Consider the following 19,046-nt stretch of genomic DNA (forward strand, 5'->3'; position numbering starts at 1 on the left):
GAAGTGAAACGATACATCGCCGATGGTAGTGTGGGGTTTCCCCATGTGAGAGTAGGTCATCGTCAAGATTAAATTCCAGAACCCCATCTGCTCACGCAGATGGGGTTTTGTTTTTGCGCCAAGAAAATTATCAGCTCCGGCCTTTGTCCTGCCCCGACCTGTGGGAGCGAAGTCAATCGCGATGGGGAGCCGCATGCGACCCACCTTAATCAGTCTGAACTGAAGTCTCGCGAATGAATTCGCTGCCCCAGGTTGCTGAGACTGTCATGTGGCAGGTTCGGGCTTCTATGCATCGGCTTTGGGCGTGGCTATCATGCGTCCCTTATTCCAAGGCGGATCACTGATGCGGACGCTGTTAAAGCTCCTGAGTGATGGCGAATTTCATTCGGGTGAGGATCTGGGCGCGGTGTTGGGCGTGAGTCGCAGCGCCGTCTGGAAGCGCCTCCAGCAGTTGCAGGCTGACACCGGCATCGAAATACACAAGGTACGCGGTCGCGGCTATCGCCTGAGCAGCCCTCTGTTTTTGCTGGATCAGCAGCGGCTGGCGGCAAGCCATTACGAGTTGGGCTGGTCGATTCGAGTCCATGACACCATTGACTCCACTAATGCCGAGGCAATGCGCCTAGCGGCCCAGGGCGAGCCTTTGCCTCTCGTGGTGATGTCCGAGCAGCAGACCGCTGGCCGTGGACGTCGCGGGCGCAAATGGGTCAGCCCCTTTGCCGAGAATCTCTACTACAGCCTCGTGTTGCGTGTGGACGGCGGTATGCGGCAACTTGAGGGCTTGAGCCTTGTCGTCGGGCTGGCGGTCGTCAATGCGTTGCGAGGGCTGGGGGTGAAGGATGCGGGTCTGAAATGGCCCAACGACATTCTGGTTCGCCGGCGAAAGCTCGCAGGCGTGTTGTTAGAGCTTACTGGAGACCCCGCGGACGTGTGCCATGTCGTGATCGGTATCGGCATCAACATTAATATGCGCGCTTCAGACGAGGTGGATCAGTCCTGGACATCCGTGATGCTAGAGACGGGCGCTGCGGTGGATCGCAATAATATTGCCTCTTTGCTAAGTGCAGAGCTGAACACCCACCTGGCTGCCCATCGCGAGGGCGGGTTTGCGGTCTTTCAAGAGGAGTGGGAGCGTAACCATTTGTGGCAAAACGAGCCCGTAACGTTGCTGGCAGGCTCAGGCGCGATCGAAGGTGTTGTAATGGGTGTGGATGCCGTGGGTGCACTTCGTTTGAAAATAAACGACCAGGTGCGCTCCTTCAGTGGTGGAGAGTTGAGTCTGAGATTGCGCAAGTAATCTACGCAGTAAGGATGAGGCCGCTATGCGCTGGGTGTTTTTGCTGTTGGTGATGTTGAACGGGCTGTATTACGTGTGGCACCAGCAGGGAGCTCCTCTGAGGCCAAAAGAAGTAACACCGCTGTCGCTCTATAAAGGCGGCCAGCAGAATATCCGCCTCTTGAGTGAGTCTGCGTCCGGATCGGACAGCACCACGACAGCGGCGGATAGCCAGTGTATTTACCTCGGGGGAGCTGATGTCTCCCAGGAGTCCGCAAAAACGATCGAGCAACGGCTGACAAGTCTGGATATCCAGGTCCGCTCTGGCCGGGTGATGGGCGATTCGGTGAGTGGCAATTGGATTAGGGTTGCTCCCGAAAGTCGCCGCTTGGTGGACGACGCATTGGTAGGAAGACTGCGTCAGGACTTCCCGCAGATAAAAAGTAAAATAATGTCATGCGAAAGCATTGCAACCTCGGAATAGTTTGCATAGAATGGCGCCCGCTTCGCAGTGCAAGCCAAGTTGGAATGCTAGCGAAGCGAAGGTCAACGTTTGTAACTTCAAGATTTTATTGAAAAAAACGGTTGACAGAAGGGTGGCATGAGATAGAATGTCGCCTCGCTTAGGAGGGGTTCCCGAGCGGCCAAAGGGATCAGACTGTAAATCTGACGTCTACGACTTCGAAGGTTCGAATCCTTCCCCCTCCACCATATTTGAGCGTAAGTAGCATGCTCTGCGGGTATAGTTTAGTGGTAGAACCTCAGCCTTCCAAGCTGATGATGCGGGTTCGATTCCCGCTACCCGCTCCAAGTTTGCTGTTTGTGCAATGTGTTTCGCTCTTGTAGCTCAGTTGGTAGAGCACACCCTTGGTAAGGGTGAGGTCAGCGGTTCAAATCCGCTCAAGAGCTCCATTACTAAGGCAGATATGAAAGTATCTGCCTTTGTTTTAGGTGTCACGAGTAGCTCGGTGTTTTGGCTTCAGGCCTGAGTGATGGTGGTTCCTTGCAGTGTCGGTGTGGTGGGTTTCGCCTCAATCGAATAGCTGTTGAAATCTTCCTGTCGGGTCCGCATAATGGTCGGCCTGATGTAGCTTTTAGGTCAGTAGCTCAATTGGCAGAGCGACGGTCTCCAAAACCGTAGGTTGGGGGTTCGATTCCCTCCTGACCTGCCAGATTCGCTTAACGTGTCTGGCTTTCTTTTCACAGGATTTTCGTAGATGAATCCAAAGGCTGAAGCCCCTGACTCCCGTTTTGATCTTGTGAAGTGGCTCGTTGTAGTCCTCCTGGTCGTGGTGGGTGTCGTCGGAAATCAATACTACTCGGCGCAGCCAATCCTGTATCGCGTGCTCGCTTTGCTCGTGATTGCCGCTATCGCAGCCTATGTGGGTTTGCAGACTGGCAAGGGCAAGGCTTTCTTCGTGTTGGCCAAGGAAGCTCGCGCTGAGATTCGTAAAGTCGTATGGCCTACTCGTCAAGAAACCACCCAGACAACCCTTATCGTGGTTGCTGTGGTTCTGGTTATGGCGCTGCTGTTGTGGGGGCTCGATTCCCTGCTCGGCTGGCTTGTTTCCCTGATTGTCGGCTAAGGGTGTCCCGTGGCTAAGCGTTGGTACGTAGTGCATGCCTACTCGGGTTACGAGAAGCATGTCATGCGCTCTCTGATTGAGCGTGTGAAACTGGCAGGCATGGAAGATGGCTTCGGCGAAATTCTGGTCCCTACCGAAGAAGTGGTAGAGATGCGCAACGGCCAGAAGCGCAAGAGCGAGCGTAAATTCTTCCCTGGTTATGTGCTTGTCCAGATGGACATGAACGAGGGTACTTGGCACTTGGTCAAGGACACGCCTCGTGTGATGGGTTTCATTGGCGGTACGGCTGATAAGCCTGCACCGATCACTGATAAAGAAGCAGAGGCGATTCTGCGTCGCGTTGCCGATGGTAGCGACAAGCCCAAGCCCAAAACGCTGTTCGAACCGGGTGAAGTGGTTCGTGTTACCGACGGTCCGTTCGCGGATTTCAACGGTACGGTTGAAGAAGTTAACTACGAGAAGAGCCGGATTCAGGTCGCAGTGCTCATTTTCGGACGCTCTACTCCGGTAGAGCTCGAGTTCAGCCAGGTCGAAAAGGCATAGTTGAATTTGGAATCCCATACCCCACAGCCTTGGGCTGTGGGGTTTTGTCGTCACTGGGATAAACGCGCAAGTAACCGGGGAGCCTTTCGAGGCGTCTGAACCCGTAATTGGAGTGCCTCATGGCCAAGAAGATTACCGCTTACATCAAGCTTCAAGTGAAGGCCGCTCAGGCTAACCCAAGCCCACCTGTTGGTCCGGCTCTGGGTCAGCACGGCGTGAACATCATGGAGTTCTGCAAGGCTTTCAACGCCCGTACTCAGGGTATGGAACCAGGCCTGCCGACTCCAGTGATCATCACTGTATACAGCGACCGTAGCTTCACTTTTGAAACCAAAAGTACCCCTGCTTCGGTTCTGCTGAAGAAAGCTGCTGGCCTGACCAGCGGTTCGGCTCGTCCTAACACCGTCAAAGTCGGCACTGTTACCCGTGCTCAGCTGGAAGATATCGCCAAGGCTAAAAAGGCTGATCTGACTGCAGCTGACCTGGATGCAGCCGTGCGTACCATCGCCGGTTCTGCTCGTAGCATGGGCCTTAACGTGGAGGGTGTGTAATGGCTAAGCTGACCAAGCGCCAAAAGGCAATCGCTTCGAAAATCGAAGCGGGCAAGTCTTACAGCTTCAACGACGCTGCAGTCCTGCTGGCTGAGCTGTCGACCGTTAAATTCAGCGAGTCCTTCGACGTTGCTGTGAACCTCGGTGTTGACCCGCGTAAATCCGACCAGGTCGTTCGTAGCGCTACCGTGCTGCCACACGGCACTGGCAAGACCGTTCGCGTTGCTGTCTTCACCCAGGGTCCAGCTGCTGAAGCTGCTTTGGCTGCCGGCGCTGACCGCGTTGGTATGGACGACCTGGCTGCCGAAATGAAAGGCGGCGACCTGAACTATGACGTCGTTATCGCATCCCCGGATGCAATGCGCGTAGTAGGTCAGCTGGGTCAGGTTCTGGGTCCTCGTGGCCTGATGCCTAACCCTAAAGTCGGTACCGTGACTCCAGACGTTGCTACTGCGGTTAAAAACGCAAAAGCGGGTCAGGTTCGTTATCGCACCGACAAAAACGGCATCATCCACACCTCCGTTGGCAAAGTCGGTTTCGAAGCTGACAAGCTGCGCGAGAACGTTGAAGCCCTGATCGCTGATTTGAAGCGTATCAAGCCAGCTTCCTCGAAAGGTATTTACGTCAAGCGCGTTACCCTGAGCACCACCATGGGTCCAGGCCTGGTCATCGACCAAGGTTCGTTGAACGCGTAAGACTGGCAGGGTGCGGTTCGCCGCACCGCTGCAAAGATTGGGGTCCCTGCCTGGCGGGGGCTATCCAAGACCGTAGGCGGCGCAAGTCTTAAAACACAAGCCTACGCAGATGGTGCTCCCGGTTCCTTACCGAATCAGACACCAAAACGACATCAGGCCTCGGCCAGATGAAACGGTAACAAGCAGGAGTTAAACCCGTGGCAATTAAACTCGAAGACAAGAAGGCCATCGTCGCTGAAGTCAACGAGGCTGCCAAAGTCGCTCTGTCCGCTGTTGTGGCTGATGCCCGTGGCGTGACTGTAGGCGCGATGACCGGACTCCGTAAAGAGGCTCGTGAAGCTGGCGTTTACGTACGTGTCGTACGTAACACCCTGCTCAAGCGTGCGGTTGCTGACACTGAATTCAGTGTCCTCAACGACGTCTTCACTGGCCCTACCTTGATTGCGTTCTCCAACGAACATCCTGGCGCTGCTGCCCGTTTGTTCAAAGAGTTCTCTAAAGGTCAGGACAAGTTCGAGATCAAGGCAGCTGCGTTCGACGGCAAGTTCCTTGCCGCAAACGAAATCGACGTGTTGGCTACCCTGCCGACCCGCGACGAAGCCATTGCGAAGCTGATGAGCGTGATTCAAGGCGCTACCAGCAAGCTGGCTCGTACTTTGGCAGCTATTCGCGACCAGAAAGAAGCTTCTGCTGCCTAAGGCATCGCAAGCACTTTCGAAATCATATGTTTAATTTGATGGTCGCGTAGGCCGTCACCCCCAATACAGGATATATAGTCATGTCTCTGACTAACGAGCAAATCATCGAAGCAATCGGCCAGAAAACCGTTCTGGAAGTTGTTGAGCTGATCAAAGCGATGGAAGAAACCTTCGGCGTGACCGCTGCTGTTGCTGCTGCTGGTCCAGCTGCTGCTGCCGCTGTTGTTGAAGAGCAAACCGAATTCAACGTTGTTCTGGTTGAAGCCGGCGAGAAGAAAGTCAACGTGATCAAGGCCGTTCGTGAACTGACCGGTCTGGGCCTCAAAGAAGCCAAAGAGAAAGTTGACACCGCTCCTCAGGTCGTTGCTGAAGGCGTTTCGAAAGAAGCCGCTGCTGACGCCAAGAAGAAGCTGGAAGAAGCTGGCGCTAAAGTCGAAGTCAAGTAATTTCGACCTTGCGTCTCCAGCCCAAGCGTTGAGCGAACGGCTGATGGCTGGTGGCTTTTGCCACCGGCCTTTTTCCGTTATTGGCAGTCGATCAGGTCGACGCCGTAACGTGCTTCAACCACCGCGAATGGTGGCGCAAACCATGGGGTTTGCAAGATTTTCTGGCCGCTTCCGTCGGGAGAGGCCAAACAAGCAGGTGACCAAGCTGGGGAACGCTGATGGCTTACTCATACACTGAGAAAAAACGTATCCGCAAGGACTTTAGCAAGTTGCCGGACGTCATGGATGTGCCTTACCTCCTGGCCATCCAGCTGGATTCGTATCGTGAATTCTTGCAAGCGGGAGCGACTAAAGATCAGTTCCGCGACGTGGGCCTGCATGCGGCCTTCAAATCCGTTTTCCCGATCATCAGCTACTCCGGCAATGCTGCCCTGGAGTACGTCGGATATCGTCTGGGCGAACCGGCTTTTGATGTCAAGGAATGTGTGTTGCGCGGCGTAACGTACGCCGTACCTTTGCGGGTAAAAGTCCGCCTGATCATTTTCGACAAAGAATCGTCGAACAAAGCGATCAAGGACATCAAAGAGCAAGAAGTCTACATGGGTGAAATCCCCCTGATGACTGAGAACGGTACCTTCGTTATCAACGGTACCGAGCGCGTTATCGTTTCCCAGCTGCACCGTTCCCCGGGCGTGTTTTTCGACCACGACCGCGGCAAGACGCACAGTTCCGGCAAACTGCTGTACTCCGCTCGCGTCATTCCTTACCGTGGCTCGTGGCTGGACTTCGAATTCGATCCGAAAGACTGCGTATTCGTCCGTATCGACCGTCGTCGCAAGCTGCCTGCTTCGGTTCTGCTGCGCGCGCTGGGCTACACCACTGAAGAAGTGCTGGACGCTTTCTACACCACCAACGTATTCCACGTGCAGGGCGAAAACCTGAGCCTGGAGCTGGTGCCTCAGCGTCTGCGTGGTGAAATTGCCGTTCTGGATATCCTGGACGACAAGGGCAAGGTCATCGTCGAGCAAGGCCGCCGTATTACCGCGCGCCACATCAACCAGCTGGAAAAAGCGGGTATCAAAGCCCTCGACGTTCCGCTGGACTACGTGCTCGGCCGTACCACTGCCAAGGCCATTGTTCACCCAGCCACCGGCGAAATCATTGCTGAATGCAACACCGAGCTGAACACCGAAATCCTGGCCAAGATTGCCAAGGCTCAGGTTGTTCGCATCGAAACGTTGTACACCAACGACATCGATTGCGGTCCGTTCATCTCTGACACGCTGAAGATCGATTCGACCGGCAACCAGCTGGAAGCCCTGGTCGAGATCTACCGCATGATGCGTCCTGGCGAGCCGCCAACCAAGGATGCTGCCGAGACCCTGTTCAACAACCTGTTCTTCAGCCCGGAGCGTTACGATCTGTCGGCTGTAGGCCGGATGAAGTTCAACCGTCGTATCGGTCGCACCGAGATCGAAGGTTCTGGCGTGCTGTGCAAGGAAGATATCGTTGCGGTCCTCAAGACCCTGGTCGATATCCGTAACGGCAAAGGCATCGTCGACGACATCGACCACTTGGGTAACCGTCGGGTCCGTTGCGTAGGCGAGATGGCCGAGAACCAGTTCCGTGTGGGTCTGGTACGTGTTGAGCGTGCGGTCAAAGAGCGTCTGTCGATGGCAGAAAGCGAAGGCCTGATGCCTCAGGACCTGATCAACGCCAAGCCGGTCGCCGCTGCGGTCAAAGAATTCTTCGGTTCCAGCCAGCTGTCCCAGTTCATGGACCAGAACAACCCGCTGTCGGAGATCACGCACAAGCGCCGTGTATCTGCCCTCGGCCCGGGCGGTCTGACCCGTGAGCGCGCAGGTTTCGAAGTTCGTGACGTACACCCGACACACTACGGTCGCGTTTGCCCTATCGAAACGCCGGAAGGTCCGAACATCGGTCTGATCAACTCGTTGGCAGCCTATGCCCGCACCAACCAGTACGGCTTCCTGGAAAGCCCGTACCGCGTGGTCAAAGAAGGTCTGGTGACCGACGAGATCGTCTTCCTGTCCGCTATTGAAGAAGCCGATCACGTGATCGCGCAGGCTTCGGCGACCATGAACGACAAAGGCCACCTGATCGACGAGCTGGTCGCTGTTCGTCACCTGAACGAATTCACCGTCAAGGCGCCGGAAGACGTCACCTTGATGGACGTTTCGCCGAAGCAGGTTGTTTCGGTTGCAGCGTCGCTGATTCCGTTCCTTGAGCACGACGACGCCAACCGTGCGTTGATGGGTTCGAACATGCAGCGTCAGGCTGTACCCACCCTGCGTGCCGACAAGCCGCTGGTAGGTACCGGCATGGAGCGCAACGTTGCCCGTGACTCCGGCGTTTGCGTCGTGGCTCGTCGTGGTGGCGTGATCGACTCCGTTGATGCCAGCCGTATCGTGGTTCGTGTTGCCGATGACGAAGTTGAGCCAGGCGAAGCCGGTGTCGACATCTACAACCTGACCAAATACACCCGCTCGAACCAGAACACCTGCATCAACCAGCGTCCGCTGGTGAGCAAGGGTGATCGCGTTCAGCGTAGCGACATCATGGCCGACGGCCCGTCCACTGACATGGGTGAACTGGCGCTGGGTCAGAACATGCGCATCGCGTTCATGGCGTGGAACGGCTTCAACTTCGAAGACTCCATCTGCCTGTCCGAACGTGTTGTTCAGGAAGACCGCTTCACCACGATCCACATTCAGGAACTGACCTGTGTGGCCCGTGACACCAAGCTTGGCCCAGAGGAAATCACCGCTGACATCCCGAACGTGGGTGAGGCAGCGCTGAACAAACTCGACGAAGCCGGTATCGTTTATGTAGGTGCTGAGGTTGGCGCAGGCGACATTCTGGTCGGTAAGGTCACTCCGAAAGGCGAGACCCAACTGACGCCAGAAGAAAAACTGCTGCGTGCAATCTTCGGTGAAAAAGCCAGCGACGTTAAAGACACCTCCCTGCGCGTACCGACCGGTACCAAAGGTACTGTCATCGACGTTCAGGTCTTCACCCGCGACGGCGTTGAGCGTGATGCTCGTGCTCTGTCCATCGAGAAGAGCCAGCTGGACGAGATCCGCAAGGATCTGAACGAAGAGTTCCGCATCGTTGAAGGCGCAACCTTCGAGCGTCTGCGTCAGGCGCTGGTCGGTCGTTCCGTCGAAGGTGGTGCTGGCCTGAAGAAAGGTCAGGAAATCACCAACGAAGTCCTCGACGGTCTCGAGCATGGCCAGTGGTTCAAACTGCGCATGGTTGAAGACGCGCTGAACGAACAACTTGAGAAAGCTCAGGCTTACATCGTTGATCGTCGCCGTCTGCTGGACGACAAGTTCGAAGACAAGAAGCGCAAACTGCAGCAGGGCGATGACCTGGCTCCAGGCGTGCTGAAAATCGTCAAGGTCTACCTTGCCATCCGTCGCCGCATCCAGCCGGGCGACAAAATGGCCGGTCGCCACGGTAACAAGGGTGTGGTCTCCGTGATCATGCCGGTTGAAGACATGCCACACGATGCCAATGGCACACCTGTGGATATCGTCCTCAACCCGTTGGGTGTACCTTCGCGTATGAACGTTGGTCAGATTCTCGAAACTCACCTGGGCCTCGCGGCCAAGGGTCTGGGCGAGAAGATCAACCGCATGCTCGAAGAGCAGCGTAAAGTCGTTGAACTGCGCAAGTTCCTGAGCGAGATCTACAACGAGATCGGCGGCCGTCAGGAAAACCTGGACGACCTGTCTGATCAGGAAATCCTGGATCTGGCGAAGAACCTGCGTGGCGGCGTTCCAATGGCAACTCCGGTTTTCGACGGTGCCAAGGAAAGCGAAATCAAGGCGATGCTGCGCCTGGCGGACATGCCAGACAGTGGCCAGATGCAACTGTTTGACGGTCGTACCGGTAACAAATTCGAGCGTCCGGTAACTGTTGGCTACATGTACATGCTGAAGCTGAACCACTTGGTGGACGACAAGATGCACGCGCGTTCCACTGGTTCTTACAGCCTGGTCACCCAGCAGCCGCTGGGTGGTAAGGCGCAGTTCGGTGGTCAGCGTTTCGGGGAGATGGAGGTCTGGGCGCTGGAAGCATACGGCGCGGCGTACACTCTGCAAGAAATGCTCACAGTGAAGTCGGACGATGTGAACGGTCGTACCAAGATGTACAAAAACATCGTGGACGGCGATCACCGTATGGAGCCGGGCATGCCCGAGTCCTTCAACGTGTTGATCAAAGAAATCCGTTCGCTCGGTATCGATATCGATCTGGAAACCGAATAACACGTGACGCGAATCGAGAGTGGGTCGGCATGACCACTCTCTGCTCCGCCAGGAGGAAAGGCCTTGAAAGACCTACTGAATTTGCTGAAAAACCAGGGTCAAGTCGAAGAGTTCGACGCCATCCGAATCGGATTGGCATCGCCTGAGATGATCCGTTCGTGGTCGTTCGGTGAAGTTAAAAAGCCGGAAACCATCAACTACCGTACGTTCAAGCCTGAGCGTGACGGCCTGTTCTGCGCCAAGATCTTTGGCCCGGTCAAGGATTACGAGTGCCTGTGCGGTAAGTACAAGCGCTTGAAGCATCGTGGCGTGATCTGCGAGAAGTGCGGCGTTGAAGTTGCACTGGCCAAGGTCCGTCGTGAGCGCATGGCTCACATCGAACTGGCATCGCCGGTTGCCCACATCTGGTTCCTGAAATCGCTGCCGTCCCGTATTGGCCTGCTGATGGACATGACCCTGCGTGATATCGAACGTGTTCTCTACTTCGAGAGCTACGTCGTTATCGATCCAGGCATGACCACCCTTGAAAAAGGTCAGCTGCTGAACGACGAGCAGTACTTCGAAGCCCTCGAAGAGTTCGGTGACGACTTCGACGCCCGCATGGGGGCTGAAGCTGTCCGCGAACTGCTGCACGCTATCGATCTGGAGCACGAGATTGGCCGTCTGCGCGAAGAGATTCCGCAAACCAACTCCGAAACCAAGATCAAGAAGCTGTCCAAGCGCCTGAAGTTGATGGAAGCCTTCCAGGGTTCCGGCAACCTGCCTGAGTGGATGGTGTTGACCGTTCTGCCGGTTCTGCCGCCAGATCTGCGTCCACTGGTCCCGCTGGATGGCGGTCGTTTTGCGACTTCCGATCTCAACGATCTGTATCGTCGAGTGATCAACCGTAACAACCGTTTGAAGCGCCTGCTGGATCTGTCCGCTCCGGACATCATCGTGCGCAACGAAAAACGCATGCTGCAGGAAGCTGTGGATGCGCTGCTGGACAACGGTCGTCGCGGTCGCGCCATTACCGGTTCGAACAAGCGTCCTCTGAAATCCCTGGCTGACATGATCAAGGGTAAGCAAGGTCGTTTCCGTCAGAACTTGCTCGGTAAGCGCGTTGACTACTCGGGTCGTTCGGTTATTACCGTAGGTCCGACCCTGCGTCTGCACCAGTGCGGTCTGCCTAAGAAGATGGCTCTCGAACTGTTCAAGCCGTTCATTTTCGGCAAGCTGGAAATGCGTGGTCTGGCGACCACCATCAAGGCTGCCAAGAAGATGGTCGAGCGCGAGCTGCCAGAGGTCTGGGACGTTCTCGCTGAAGTGATTCGCGAACACCCAGTGCTGCTCAACCGTGCACCGACCCTTCACCGTCTGGGTATCCAGGCGTTTGAACCGGTTCTGATCGAAGGCAAGGCAATCCAGCTGCACCCGCTGGTTTGTGCGGCATACAACGCCGACTTCGACGGTGACCAGATGGCTGTTCACGTACCGCTGACGCTGGAAGCCCAGCTCGAAGCGCGTGCGCTGATGATGTCCACCAACAACATCCTGTCGCCAGCCAACGGTGAGCCAATCATCGTTCCGTCGCAGGACGTTGTACTGGGTCTGTACTACATGACCCGTGAAGCGATCAATGCCAAGGGCGAAGGCCGTGTGTTCGCGGACCTGCAGGAAGTCGACCGTGTATTCCGCGCCGGCGAAGCTGCCCTGCACGCGAAAATCAAGGTTCGTATCAACGAAACCGTGAACGACCGTGACGGCAACAGCGTCAAGAACACCCGTATCGTCGACACTACAGTCGGCCGTGCGCTGCTGTTCCAAGTGGTCCCGGCTGGCCTGTCGTACGACGTGGTCAACCAGCCGATGAAGAAAAAGGCGATCTCCAAGCTGATCAACCAGTGCTACCGCGTGGTTGGTCTGAAAGAGACCGTGATCTTCGCCGACCAGCTGATGTACACCGGTTTTGCCTACTCGACGATCTCGGGTGTTTCCATCGGCGTTAACGACTTCGTTATCCCGGATGAGAAAGCTCGCATCATCGATACCGCGACCGAAGAAGTTAAAGAGATCGAAAGCCAGTATGCGTCCGGCTTGGTAACCCAAGGCGAGAAATACAACAAGGTAATCGACCTCTGGTCCAAGGCTAACGATGAAGTCTCCAAGGCGATGATGGCCAACCTCTCGAAAGAGAAAGTTGTCGACCGTCATGGCGAGACTGTGGACCAGGAATCGTTCAACTCGATGTACATGATGGCCGACTCGGGTGCGCGGGGTTCCGCAGCACAGATCCGTCAGCTGGCCGGTATGCGTGGTCTGATGGCCAAGCCGGACGGCTCGATCATCGAGACGCCGATCACCGCGAACTTCCGTGAAGGTCTGAGCGTACTCCAGTACTTCATCTCGACTCACGGTGCGCGTAAGGGTCTTGCGGATACCGCGTTGAAAACCGCGAACTCCGGTTACCTGACGCGTCGTCTGGTAGACGTGGCGCAAGACCTGGTCGTGACCGAGGTCGATTGTGGTACCGAGCAGGGCCTGCTGATGACGCCGCACATTGAAGGCGGCGACGTTGTAGAGCCTCTGGGTGAGCGTGTACTGGGTCGTGTGATCGCCCGTGACGTGTTCAAGCCAGGCACCGAAGACGTTATCGTTCCTGCCGGCACGCTGGTAGACGAGAAGTGGGTCGAGTTCATCGAGCTGAACAGCATCGACGAAGTGATCGTGCGTTCGCCGATCAGCTGCGAAACCCGCTACGGCATCTGCGCCAAGTGCTACGGCCGCGATCTGGCCCGTGGTCACCAGGTGAACATCGGCGAAGCGGTCGGCGTTATCGCTGCCCAGTCGATCGGTGAGCCGGGTACCCAGCTGACGATGCGTACGTTCCACATCGGTGGTGCGGCAAGCCGTACTTCCGCTGCTGACAGCGTTCAGGTCAAGAACGGCGGTGTAGTCCGTCTGCACAACCTGAAGCACGTTGAGCGTGCCGACGGCAACCTGGTCGCGGTATCGCGTTCCGGCGAACTGGCGATCGCCGACGAGTTCGGTCGCGAGCGCGAGCGTTACAAGCTGCCGTACGGTGCTGTGATCTCGGTGAAGGAAGGCGACAAGGTCGACGCTGGCTCTATCGTGGCCAAGTGGGACCCGCACACCCACCCGATCGTTACCGAAATGAAAGGTACCGTGACCTACGTGGGCATGGAAGAAGGTATTACGATCAAGCGCCAGACCGACGAACTGACCGGTCTGACCAACATCGAAGTACTGGACGCCAAAGACCGTCCTGCTGCAGGCAAAGACATTCGCCCTGCGGTCAAGATGGTCGGTGTCGATGGCAAGGATCTGTTGCTGCCAGGTACCGACGTACCGGCTCAATACTTCCTGCCGGCGAACGCCCTGGTGGGTGTTGCGGACGGTGCTCAGGTGGGCGTGGGTGATGTTATTGCCCGTATCCCGCAAGAGACTTCCAAGACCCGTGACATCACCGGTGGTCTGCCGCGGGTTGCCGACTTGTTCGAAGCGCGTCGTCCGAAAGAAGCATCGATCCTGGCGGAAGTCAGCGGTACGATCGCGTTCGGTAAAGAGACCAAGGGCAAGCGTCGTCTGGTGATTACGCCGAACGACGGTAGCGATCCGTACGAAGAGCTGATTCCTAAGTGGCGTCACCTGAACGTCTTCGAAGGTGAGCAAGTCAACCGTGGTGAGGTTATCTCCGACGGTCCTAGCGATCCGCACGACATTCTGCGTCTGCTGGGTGTGAGCGCGCTGGCGAAATACATCGTCAACGAGATTCAGGACGTTTACCGCCTGCAAGGCGTGAAGATCAACGACAAGCACATCGAAACGATCCTTCGTCAGATGCTGCGTAAGGTCGAGATCAGCGAGTCGGGTGATTCGAGCTTCATCAAGGGCGACCAGATGGAACTCACCCACGTACTGGTCGAGAACGAGCGCCTGGCGCAGGACGAGAAGTTCATCGCGAAATTCACGCGTGTGCTGCTTGGTATCACCAAGGCATCGTTGTCCACCGAGTCGTTCATCTCGGCGGCATCCTTCCAGGAAACGACGCGCGTGCTGACCGAAGCTGCCGTAACCGGCAAGCGCGATTACCTGCGCGGCCTGAAAGAGAACGTGGTAGTGGGTCGACTGATCCCGGCCGGTACCGGTCTGGCGTATCACAGCGAGCGTAAGCGTCGTCGTGATGCCGAGAAGCCGTTGCGTGTGAGCGCGAGTGAAGTCGAAGCCGCGCTGACCGAAGCGTTGAACTCGAGCAGTAATTGAGAGTAGGGCCCTGATTCGCGCAGCTACCTGACCCCGGCAGTCTGTTTTGGCCGGGGGAGGGCGGATGCACGGTTCGGGGCTCTGTCTTGACTGGGGGCAGGATCCTCTTTAGACTCCTGTACCCCAAAATCTGGCGGGACTTTGCGTCCTGCCATTTTGCTTTTCTTGCAAGACAATAGCGTCGCAAGACAACAGTGGAGCTAGTAGATGGCAACTATCAACCAGCTGGTACGTCAGCCGCGTAAGCGTATCGTCGAGAAATCCGACGTACCTGCGCTGCAGAACTGCCCGCAACGTCGTGGCGTGTGCACTCGTGTGTACACCACCACGCCGAAAAAACCTAACTCGGCACTGCGTAAAGTATGCCGTGTGCGCCTGACCAACGGTTTCGAGGTTTCCTCGTACATCGGCGGTGAAGGCCACAACCTGCAAGAGCACAGCGTCGTCCTGATCCGTGGCGGCCGTGTAAAAGACTTGCCAGGTGTTCGTTACCACACCGTTCGCGGCTCTCTGGATACCTCCGGCGTTAAAGGCCGTAACCAGGGTCGTTCGAAGTACGGTACCAAGCGTCCGAAGTAATTCGGTCGTTTTGCGGTTTATTAAATTTATTGAGTCGATAAGAGTAAGGTCGGGCAGCGCATTCGATGTGTGTCCCGAGCGAACCTGAAGACCGTTTGAGGGCTTATCAATGCCAAGACGTCGCGTAGCAGCCAAGCGTGAGATTCTTGACGATCCGAAGTACGGATCCCAGATTCTCGCCAAGTTCATGAACCACGTAATGGAAAGCGGCAAGAAAGCCGTTGCCGAGCGTATTGTTTACGGTGCTCTGGATACCGTTAAAGCACGCAAGGCGGGTACCGACCCCCTGGAACTCTTCGAAAAAGCACTCGACGCCATCGCTCCGCTGGTCGAAGTGAAGTCGCGCCGCGTTGGTGGTGCTACTTACCAGGTTCCGGTTGAAGTACGTCCTTCCCGTCGTAATGCGCTGGCAATGCGCTGGCTGGTAGACTTCGCGCGCAAGCGCGGTGAGAAATCCATGGCTCTGCGCTTGGCTGGCGAATTGCTGGACGCCGCTGAAGGCAAAGGTGCTGCGGTCAAGAAGCGTGAAGACGTGCACCGTATGGCTGAAGCCAACAAGGCTTTCTCGCACTACCGCTTCTAATCTCAGCGTCACTATTTTTGCGAGGGCTTTATGGCTCGTACTACTCCGATTAACCGCTACCGTAACATTGGTATCGTTGCTCACGTGGATGCTGGTAAAACCACCACCACCGAGCGCGTCCTTTTTTACACTGGCGTAAACCACAAAATGGGCGAGGTGCATGATGGCGCCGCGACCATGGACTGGATGGTGCAGGAGCAGGAGCGTGGTATTACCATTACTTCTGCTGCGACCACTGCTTTCTGGCAGGGCTCTGTCAAGCAGCATAAAGACCGCTATCGCTTCAACATCATCGATACCCCTGGCCACGTTGACTTCACCATTGAAGTAGAGCGTTCGCTGCGTGTACTCGACGGTGCTGTGGTTGTATTCTGCGGTACTTCGGGTGTTGAGCCTCAGTCGGAAACCGTATGGCGTCAGGCCAACAAATACGGCGTTCCGCGTCTTGTTTACGTAAATAAGATGGACCGTGCTGGTGCCAACTTCCTGCGCGTCGTCGATCAGATCAAAAAGCGACTGGGTCACACTCCGGTGCCTATCCAGCTTGCTATCGGTTCGGAAGACAACTTCCAGGGTCAGATCGACCTGATGACCATGGAAGCCGTTTACTGGGATGACGCTGACAAGGGCATGACCCCTCGTCGCGAAGCAATCCCTGCTGAGCTGCAAGAGCTGGCCGAAGAATGGCGCAACAACATGGTTGAAGCTGCCGCTGAAGCCACCGAAGAGCTGATGAACAAGTACCTGGAAGGCGAAGAGCTGACGATCGAAGAGATCAAGGCTGCTCTGCGTCAGCGTACTATCGCCGGTGAAATCGTTCTCGCTGTTTGCGGTTCGTCGTTCAAGAACAAGGGTGTTCCCCTGGTTCTCGACGCCGTCGTCGACTACTTGCCAGCGCCTGTCGAAATTCCTGCCATCAAGGGTATCAACCCTGATGACAAGGAGCTGGACAAGGACGATCCGGCCGTTCGTCACGACGAGCGTCATGCCGACGACAACGAGCCGTTCTCGGCTCTGGCGTTCAAGATCGCGACCGACCCGTTCGTGGGTTCGATCACTTTCGTTCGCGTCTACTCGGGCGCTCTGAACTCCGGTGACTCGGTTCTGAACTCGGTGAAAGGCAAGAAAGAGCGTGTGGGCCGTATGGTTCAGATGCATGCCAACACCCGTGAAGAAATCAAGGAAGTACTGGCGGGTGACATCGCTGCCCTAATCGGCATGAAAGATGTAACCACCGGTGAAACCCTGTGCGCCCTGGATAAGCCAATCATCCTCGAGCGTATGGACTTCCCAGAGCCGGTTATTTCGGTTGCTGTTGAGCCGAAAACCAAAGATGACCAGGAAAAAATGGGTATCGCTCTGAGCAAGCTGGCTCAGGAAGACCCTTCTTTCCGCGTCAAGACCGATGAAGAGACTGGTCAAACGATCATCTCTGGTATGGGCGAATTGCACCTGGACATCCTGGTTGACCGGATGCGCCGTGAGTTCAACGTCGAAGCCAACATCGGTAAACCGCAGGTTTCTTATCGTGAGAAGATCACGAAGAACTGCGAGATCGAAGGCAAGTTCGTTCGTCAGTCCGGCGGTCGTGGTCAGTTTGGTCACTGCTGGATCCGTTTTGCACCTGCTGACGAAGGTCAGGAAGGTCTGCAATTCCTGAACGAAGTGGTGGGTGGTGTGGTTCCTAAGGAATACATCCCGGCTATCCAGAAAGGCATTGAAGAGCAGATGAAGAACGGTGTTGTTGCCGGCTATCCGCTCATTGGCCTGAAGGCGACCGTCTTTGATGGTTCTTACCACGACGTCGACTCCAACGAGATGGCGTTCAAGGTGGCTGCCTCCATGGCGACCAAGCAACTGGCCCAGAAGGGCGGTGGTGTGGTGCTTGAGCCGATCATGAAGGTAGAAGTTGTAACACCTGAGGACTACATGGGTGACGTGATGGGTGACCTGAACCGTCGTCGCGGCATGATCCAGGGTATGGAAGATACGGTTTCCGGCAAGGTTATCCGCGCCGAGGTTCCGTTGGGTGAAATGTTCGGTTACGCGACCGACGTTCGATCCATGTCTCAGGGTCGCGCAAGCTACTCTATGGAATTCTCCAAATACTCCGAAGCTCCGTCGAACATCGTCGAAGCTCTCGTTAAAAAACAAGGCTGATTCAGCCCCTTTAGGCTAGGAGTTCACTGTCGTGGCTAAAGAAAAATTTGATCGTTCCCTTCCGCACGTCAACGTTGGCACCATCGGTCACGTTGACCACGGTAAAACCACTCTGACCGCTGCTCTGACTCGCGTCTGCTCCGAAGTTTTCGGTTCGGCCGTTGTTGAGTTCGACAAGATCGACTCGGCTCCAGAAGAAAAGGCTCGCGGTATCACCATCAATACCGCGCACGTCGAGTACAACTCGAAAATTCGTCACTACGCTCACGTTGACTGCCCAGGTCACGCTGACTACGTGAAGAACATGATCACCGGTGCTGCCCAGATGGACGGCGCGATCCTGGTTTGCTCGGCCGCTGATGGTCCGATGCCACAAACCCGTGAGCACATCCTGCTGTCCCGTCAGGTAGGCGTTCCGTACATCGTGGTTTTCCTGAACAAGGCTGACCTGGTAGACGACGCTGAGCTGCTGGAACTGGTCGAGATGGAAGTTCGTGACCTGCTGTCCACCTACGACTTCCCAGGCGACGACACTCCGATCATCATCGGTTCTGCTCGTATGGCGCTGGAAGGCAAAGACGACAACGAAATGGGCACCACCGCTGTCAAGAAGCTGGTTGAGACTCTGGACAGCTACATCCCAGAGCCTGAGCGTGCTATCGACAAGCCGTTCCTGATGCCAATCGAAGACGTATTCTCGATCTCGGGTCGTGGTACCGTTGTTACCGGTCGTATCGAGCGTGGCATCGTCCGCGTTCAAGACGCTCTGGAAATCGTTGGTCTGCGTGACACCACCACCACCACCTGCACCGGTGTTGAGATGTTCCGCAAGCTGCTGGACGAAGGTCGTGCTGGCGAGAACTGCGGCGTTCTGCTGCGTGGCACCAAGCGTGACGACGTTGAGCGTGGTCAGGTTCTGGTCAAGCCAGGTTCGGTCAAGCCGCACACCAAGTTCACCGCAGAAGTCTACGTTCTGTCGAAAGAAGAAGGCGGTCGCCATACTCCTTTCTTCAAAGGCTACCGTCCACAGTTCTACTTCCGTACTACTGACGTGACTGGTAACTGCGAACTGCCAGAAGGCGTTGAGATGGTAATGCCAGGTGACAACATTCAGATGACTGTTACCCTGATCAAAACCATCGCAATGGAAGACGGCCTGCGTTTCGCTATCCGCGAAGGCGGCCGTACCGTTGGTGCTGGCGTTGTAGCTAAAATCATCGAGTAATTATCTCTTCTGAGATAGCTCGATTTTTTGAGAAGGCCCCCGCTTAGCGGGGGCCTTTTTTATTGGGTTGACACCTATCAGGGCCGTCTATAGAATTGCGCCTCCTTTTAACGGGCGTATTGCGCTCGGTGGGAATAGCAGCCGGAGTC

General features: G+C 56.0%; 15 protein-coding genes and 4 tRNA genes. 18 read left to right on the forward strand and 1 reads right to left on the reverse strand.

Translation table 11 applies throughout. From position 1 onward, the window contains the following. A partial coding sequence (locus AC07V9_RS14775; RefSeq protein ID WP_495016451.1) for a hypothetical protein occupies nt 1-195 on the reverse strand: 195 nt, incomplete at its 3' end. Between the two features lie 148 nt (nt 196-343). On the opposite strand from AC07V9_RS14775, the gene birA reads away from it, so the two are divergent. From birA to tuf, 18 genes are all read left to right on the forward strand, one after another. Beyond that, the gene (gene birA, locus AC07V9_RS14780; RefSeq protein WP_495016452.1) at nt 344-1,297 is read left to right on the forward strand and encodes a bifunctional biotin--[acetyl-CoA-carboxylase] ligase/biotin operon repressor BirA; all 954 of its coding nucleotides are present in this window, start codon (nt 344-346) and stop codon (nt 1,295-1,297) included. Between the two features lie 25 nt (nt 1,298-1,322). Beyond that, nucleotides 1,323-1,760: a hypothetical protein gene (locus tag AC07V9_RS14785; RefSeq protein ID WP_495016453.1), complete on the forward strand. Its 438-nt coding sequence runs from the start codon at nt 1,323-1,325 to the stop codon at nt 1,758-1,760. A gap of 142 nt (nt 1,761-1,902) precedes the next feature. Next, nucleotides 1,903-1,987 (forward strand) — tRNA-Tyr (locus AC07V9_RS14790). A gap of 25 nt (nt 1,988-2,012) precedes the next feature. Beyond that, a tRNA-Gly gene (locus AC07V9_RS14795) sits at nt 2,013-2,086 on the forward strand. Between the two features lie 26 nt (nt 2,087-2,112). Beyond that, nucleotides 2,113-2,188: transfer RNA gene (locus AC07V9_RS14800), tRNA-Thr, on the forward strand. 184 nt (nt 2,189-2,372) lie between these two features. Further along, nucleotides 2,373-2,448: transfer RNA gene (locus tag AC07V9_RS14805), tRNA-Trp, on the forward strand. A gap of 45 nt (nt 2,449-2,493) precedes the next feature. Beyond that, nucleotides 2,494-2,862: a preprotein translocase subunit SecE gene (secE, locus tag AC07V9_RS14810; RefSeq protein WP_495016454.1), complete on the forward strand. Its 369-nt coding sequence runs from the start codon at nt 2,494-2,496 to the stop codon at nt 2,860-2,862. A 9-nt stretch (nt 2,863-2,871) separates the two neighbouring features. Next, complete coding sequence (gene nusG / locus AC07V9_RS14815; protein WP_002555501.1) at nt 2,872-3,405, forward strand: transcription termination/antitermination protein NusG; 534 nt, start codon at nt 2,872-2,874, stop codon at nt 3,403-3,405. Nucleotides 3,406-3,524: 119 nt separating this feature from the next. Further along, nucleotides 3,525-3,956 carry a 50S ribosomal protein L11 gene (gene rplK, locus AC07V9_RS14820; RefSeq protein WP_495016455.1) on the forward strand — a complete coding sequence of 144 codons (432 nt, stop codon included), beginning with the start codon at nt 3,525-3,527 and terminating at the stop codon, nt 3,954-3,956. After that, complete coding sequence (gene rplA / locus AC07V9_RS14825; RefSeq protein WP_495016456.1) at nt 3,956-4,651, forward strand: 50S ribosomal protein L1; 696 nt, start codon at nt 3,956-3,958, stop codon at nt 4,649-4,651. Before rplK ends, rplA begins: the two co-directional genes overlap by 1 nt. Before the next feature lie 197 nt (nt 4,652-4,848). Then, on the forward strand, nt 4,849-5,349 hold the full coding sequence (gene rplJ, locus AC07V9_RS14830) for a 50S ribosomal protein L10 (protein ID WP_495016457.1): 501 nt from the start codon (nt 4,849-4,851) through the stop codon (nt 5,347-5,349). Nucleotides 5,350-5,429: 80 nt separating this feature from the next. Next, a complete protein-coding gene (rplL, locus tag AC07V9_RS14835) occupies nt 5,430-5,795 on the forward strand; it encodes a 50S ribosomal protein L7/L12 (RefSeq protein WP_495016458.1) in 366 nt (121 codons plus the stop codon). A gap of 218 nt (nt 5,796-6,013) precedes the next feature. Beyond that, nucleotides 6,014-10,087: a DNA-directed RNA polymerase subunit beta gene (rpoB, locus tag AC07V9_RS14840; RefSeq protein ID WP_495016459.1), complete on the forward strand. Its 4,074-nt coding sequence runs from the start codon at nt 6,014-6,016 to the stop codon at nt 10,085-10,087. A 63-nt stretch (nt 10,088-10,150) separates the two neighbouring features. Continuing rightward, entirely contained in the window at nt 10,151-14,350 is a 4,200-nt protein-coding gene (gene rpoC / locus AC07V9_RS14845) for a DNA-directed RNA polymerase subunit beta' (RefSeq protein WP_495016460.1), read from the forward strand. Nucleotides 14,351-14,557: 207 nt separating this feature from the next. After that, complete coding sequence (gene rpsL / locus AC07V9_RS14850; protein ID WP_003186084.1) at nt 14,558-14,929, forward strand: 30S ribosomal protein S12; 372 nt, start codon at nt 14,558-14,560, stop codon at nt 14,927-14,929. 109 nt (nt 14,930-15,038) lie between these two features. Next, complete coding sequence (gene rpsG, locus AC07V9_RS14855) at nt 15,039-15,512, forward strand: 30S ribosomal protein S7 (protein ID WP_007970418.1); 474 nt, start codon at nt 15,039-15,041, stop codon at nt 15,510-15,512. Nucleotides 15,513-15,542: 30 nt separating this feature from the next. Beyond that, on the forward strand, nt 15,543-17,672 hold the full coding sequence (gene fusA, locus AC07V9_RS14860) for an elongation factor G (protein WP_495016461.1): 2,130 nt from the start codon (nt 15,543-15,545) through the stop codon (nt 17,670-17,672). Between the two features lie 31 nt (nt 17,673-17,703). Continuing rightward, complete coding sequence (tuf, locus tag AC07V9_RS14865) at nt 17,704-18,897, forward strand: elongation factor Tu (protein ID WP_192309353.1); 1,194 nt, start codon at nt 17,704-17,706, stop codon at nt 18,895-18,897. The last annotated feature ends 149 nt before the right edge of the window (nt 18,898-19,046 follow it).

This window comes from Pseudomonas sp. GW821-FHT02A11 (assembly GCF_059421985.1).

Coding starts and splice junctions, on each gene's coding strand:
- rpsL (WP_003186084.1), top strand. CDS start 14,558: ATGGCAACTATCAACCAGCTGGTACGTCAGCCGCGTAAGCGTATCGTC.
- rplK (WP_495016455.1), top strand. CDS start 3,525: ATGGCCAAGAAGATTACCGCTTACATCAAGCTTCAAGTGAAGGCCGCT.
- rplA (WP_495016456.1), top strand. CDS start 3,956: ATGGCTAAGCTGACCAAGCGCCAAAAGGCAATCGCTTCGAAAATCGAA.
- rplL (WP_495016458.1), top strand. CDS start 5,430: ATGTCTCTGACTAACGAGCAAATCATCGAAGCAATCGGCCAGAAAACC.
- rpoB (WP_495016459.1), top strand. CDS start 6,014: ATGGCTTACTCATACACTGAGAAAAAACGTATCCGCAAGGACTTTAGC.
- AC07V9_RS14785 (WP_495016453.1), top strand. CDS start 1,323: ATGCGCTGGGTGTTTTTGCTGTTGGTGATGTTGAACGGGCTGTATTAC.
- secE (WP_495016454.1), top strand. CDS start 2,494: ATGAATCCAAAGGCTGAAGCCCCTGACTCCCGTTTTGATCTTGTGAAG.
- rpsG (WP_007970418.1), top strand. CDS start 15,039: ATGCCAAGACGTCGCGTAGCAGCCAAGCGTGAGATTCTTGACGATCCG.
- fusA (WP_495016461.1), top strand. CDS start 15,543: ATGGCTCGTACTACTCCGATTAACCGCTACCGTAACATTGGTATCGTT.
- birA (WP_495016452.1), top strand. CDS start 344: ATGCGGACGCTGTTAAAGCTCCTGAGTGATGGCGAATTTCATTCGGGT.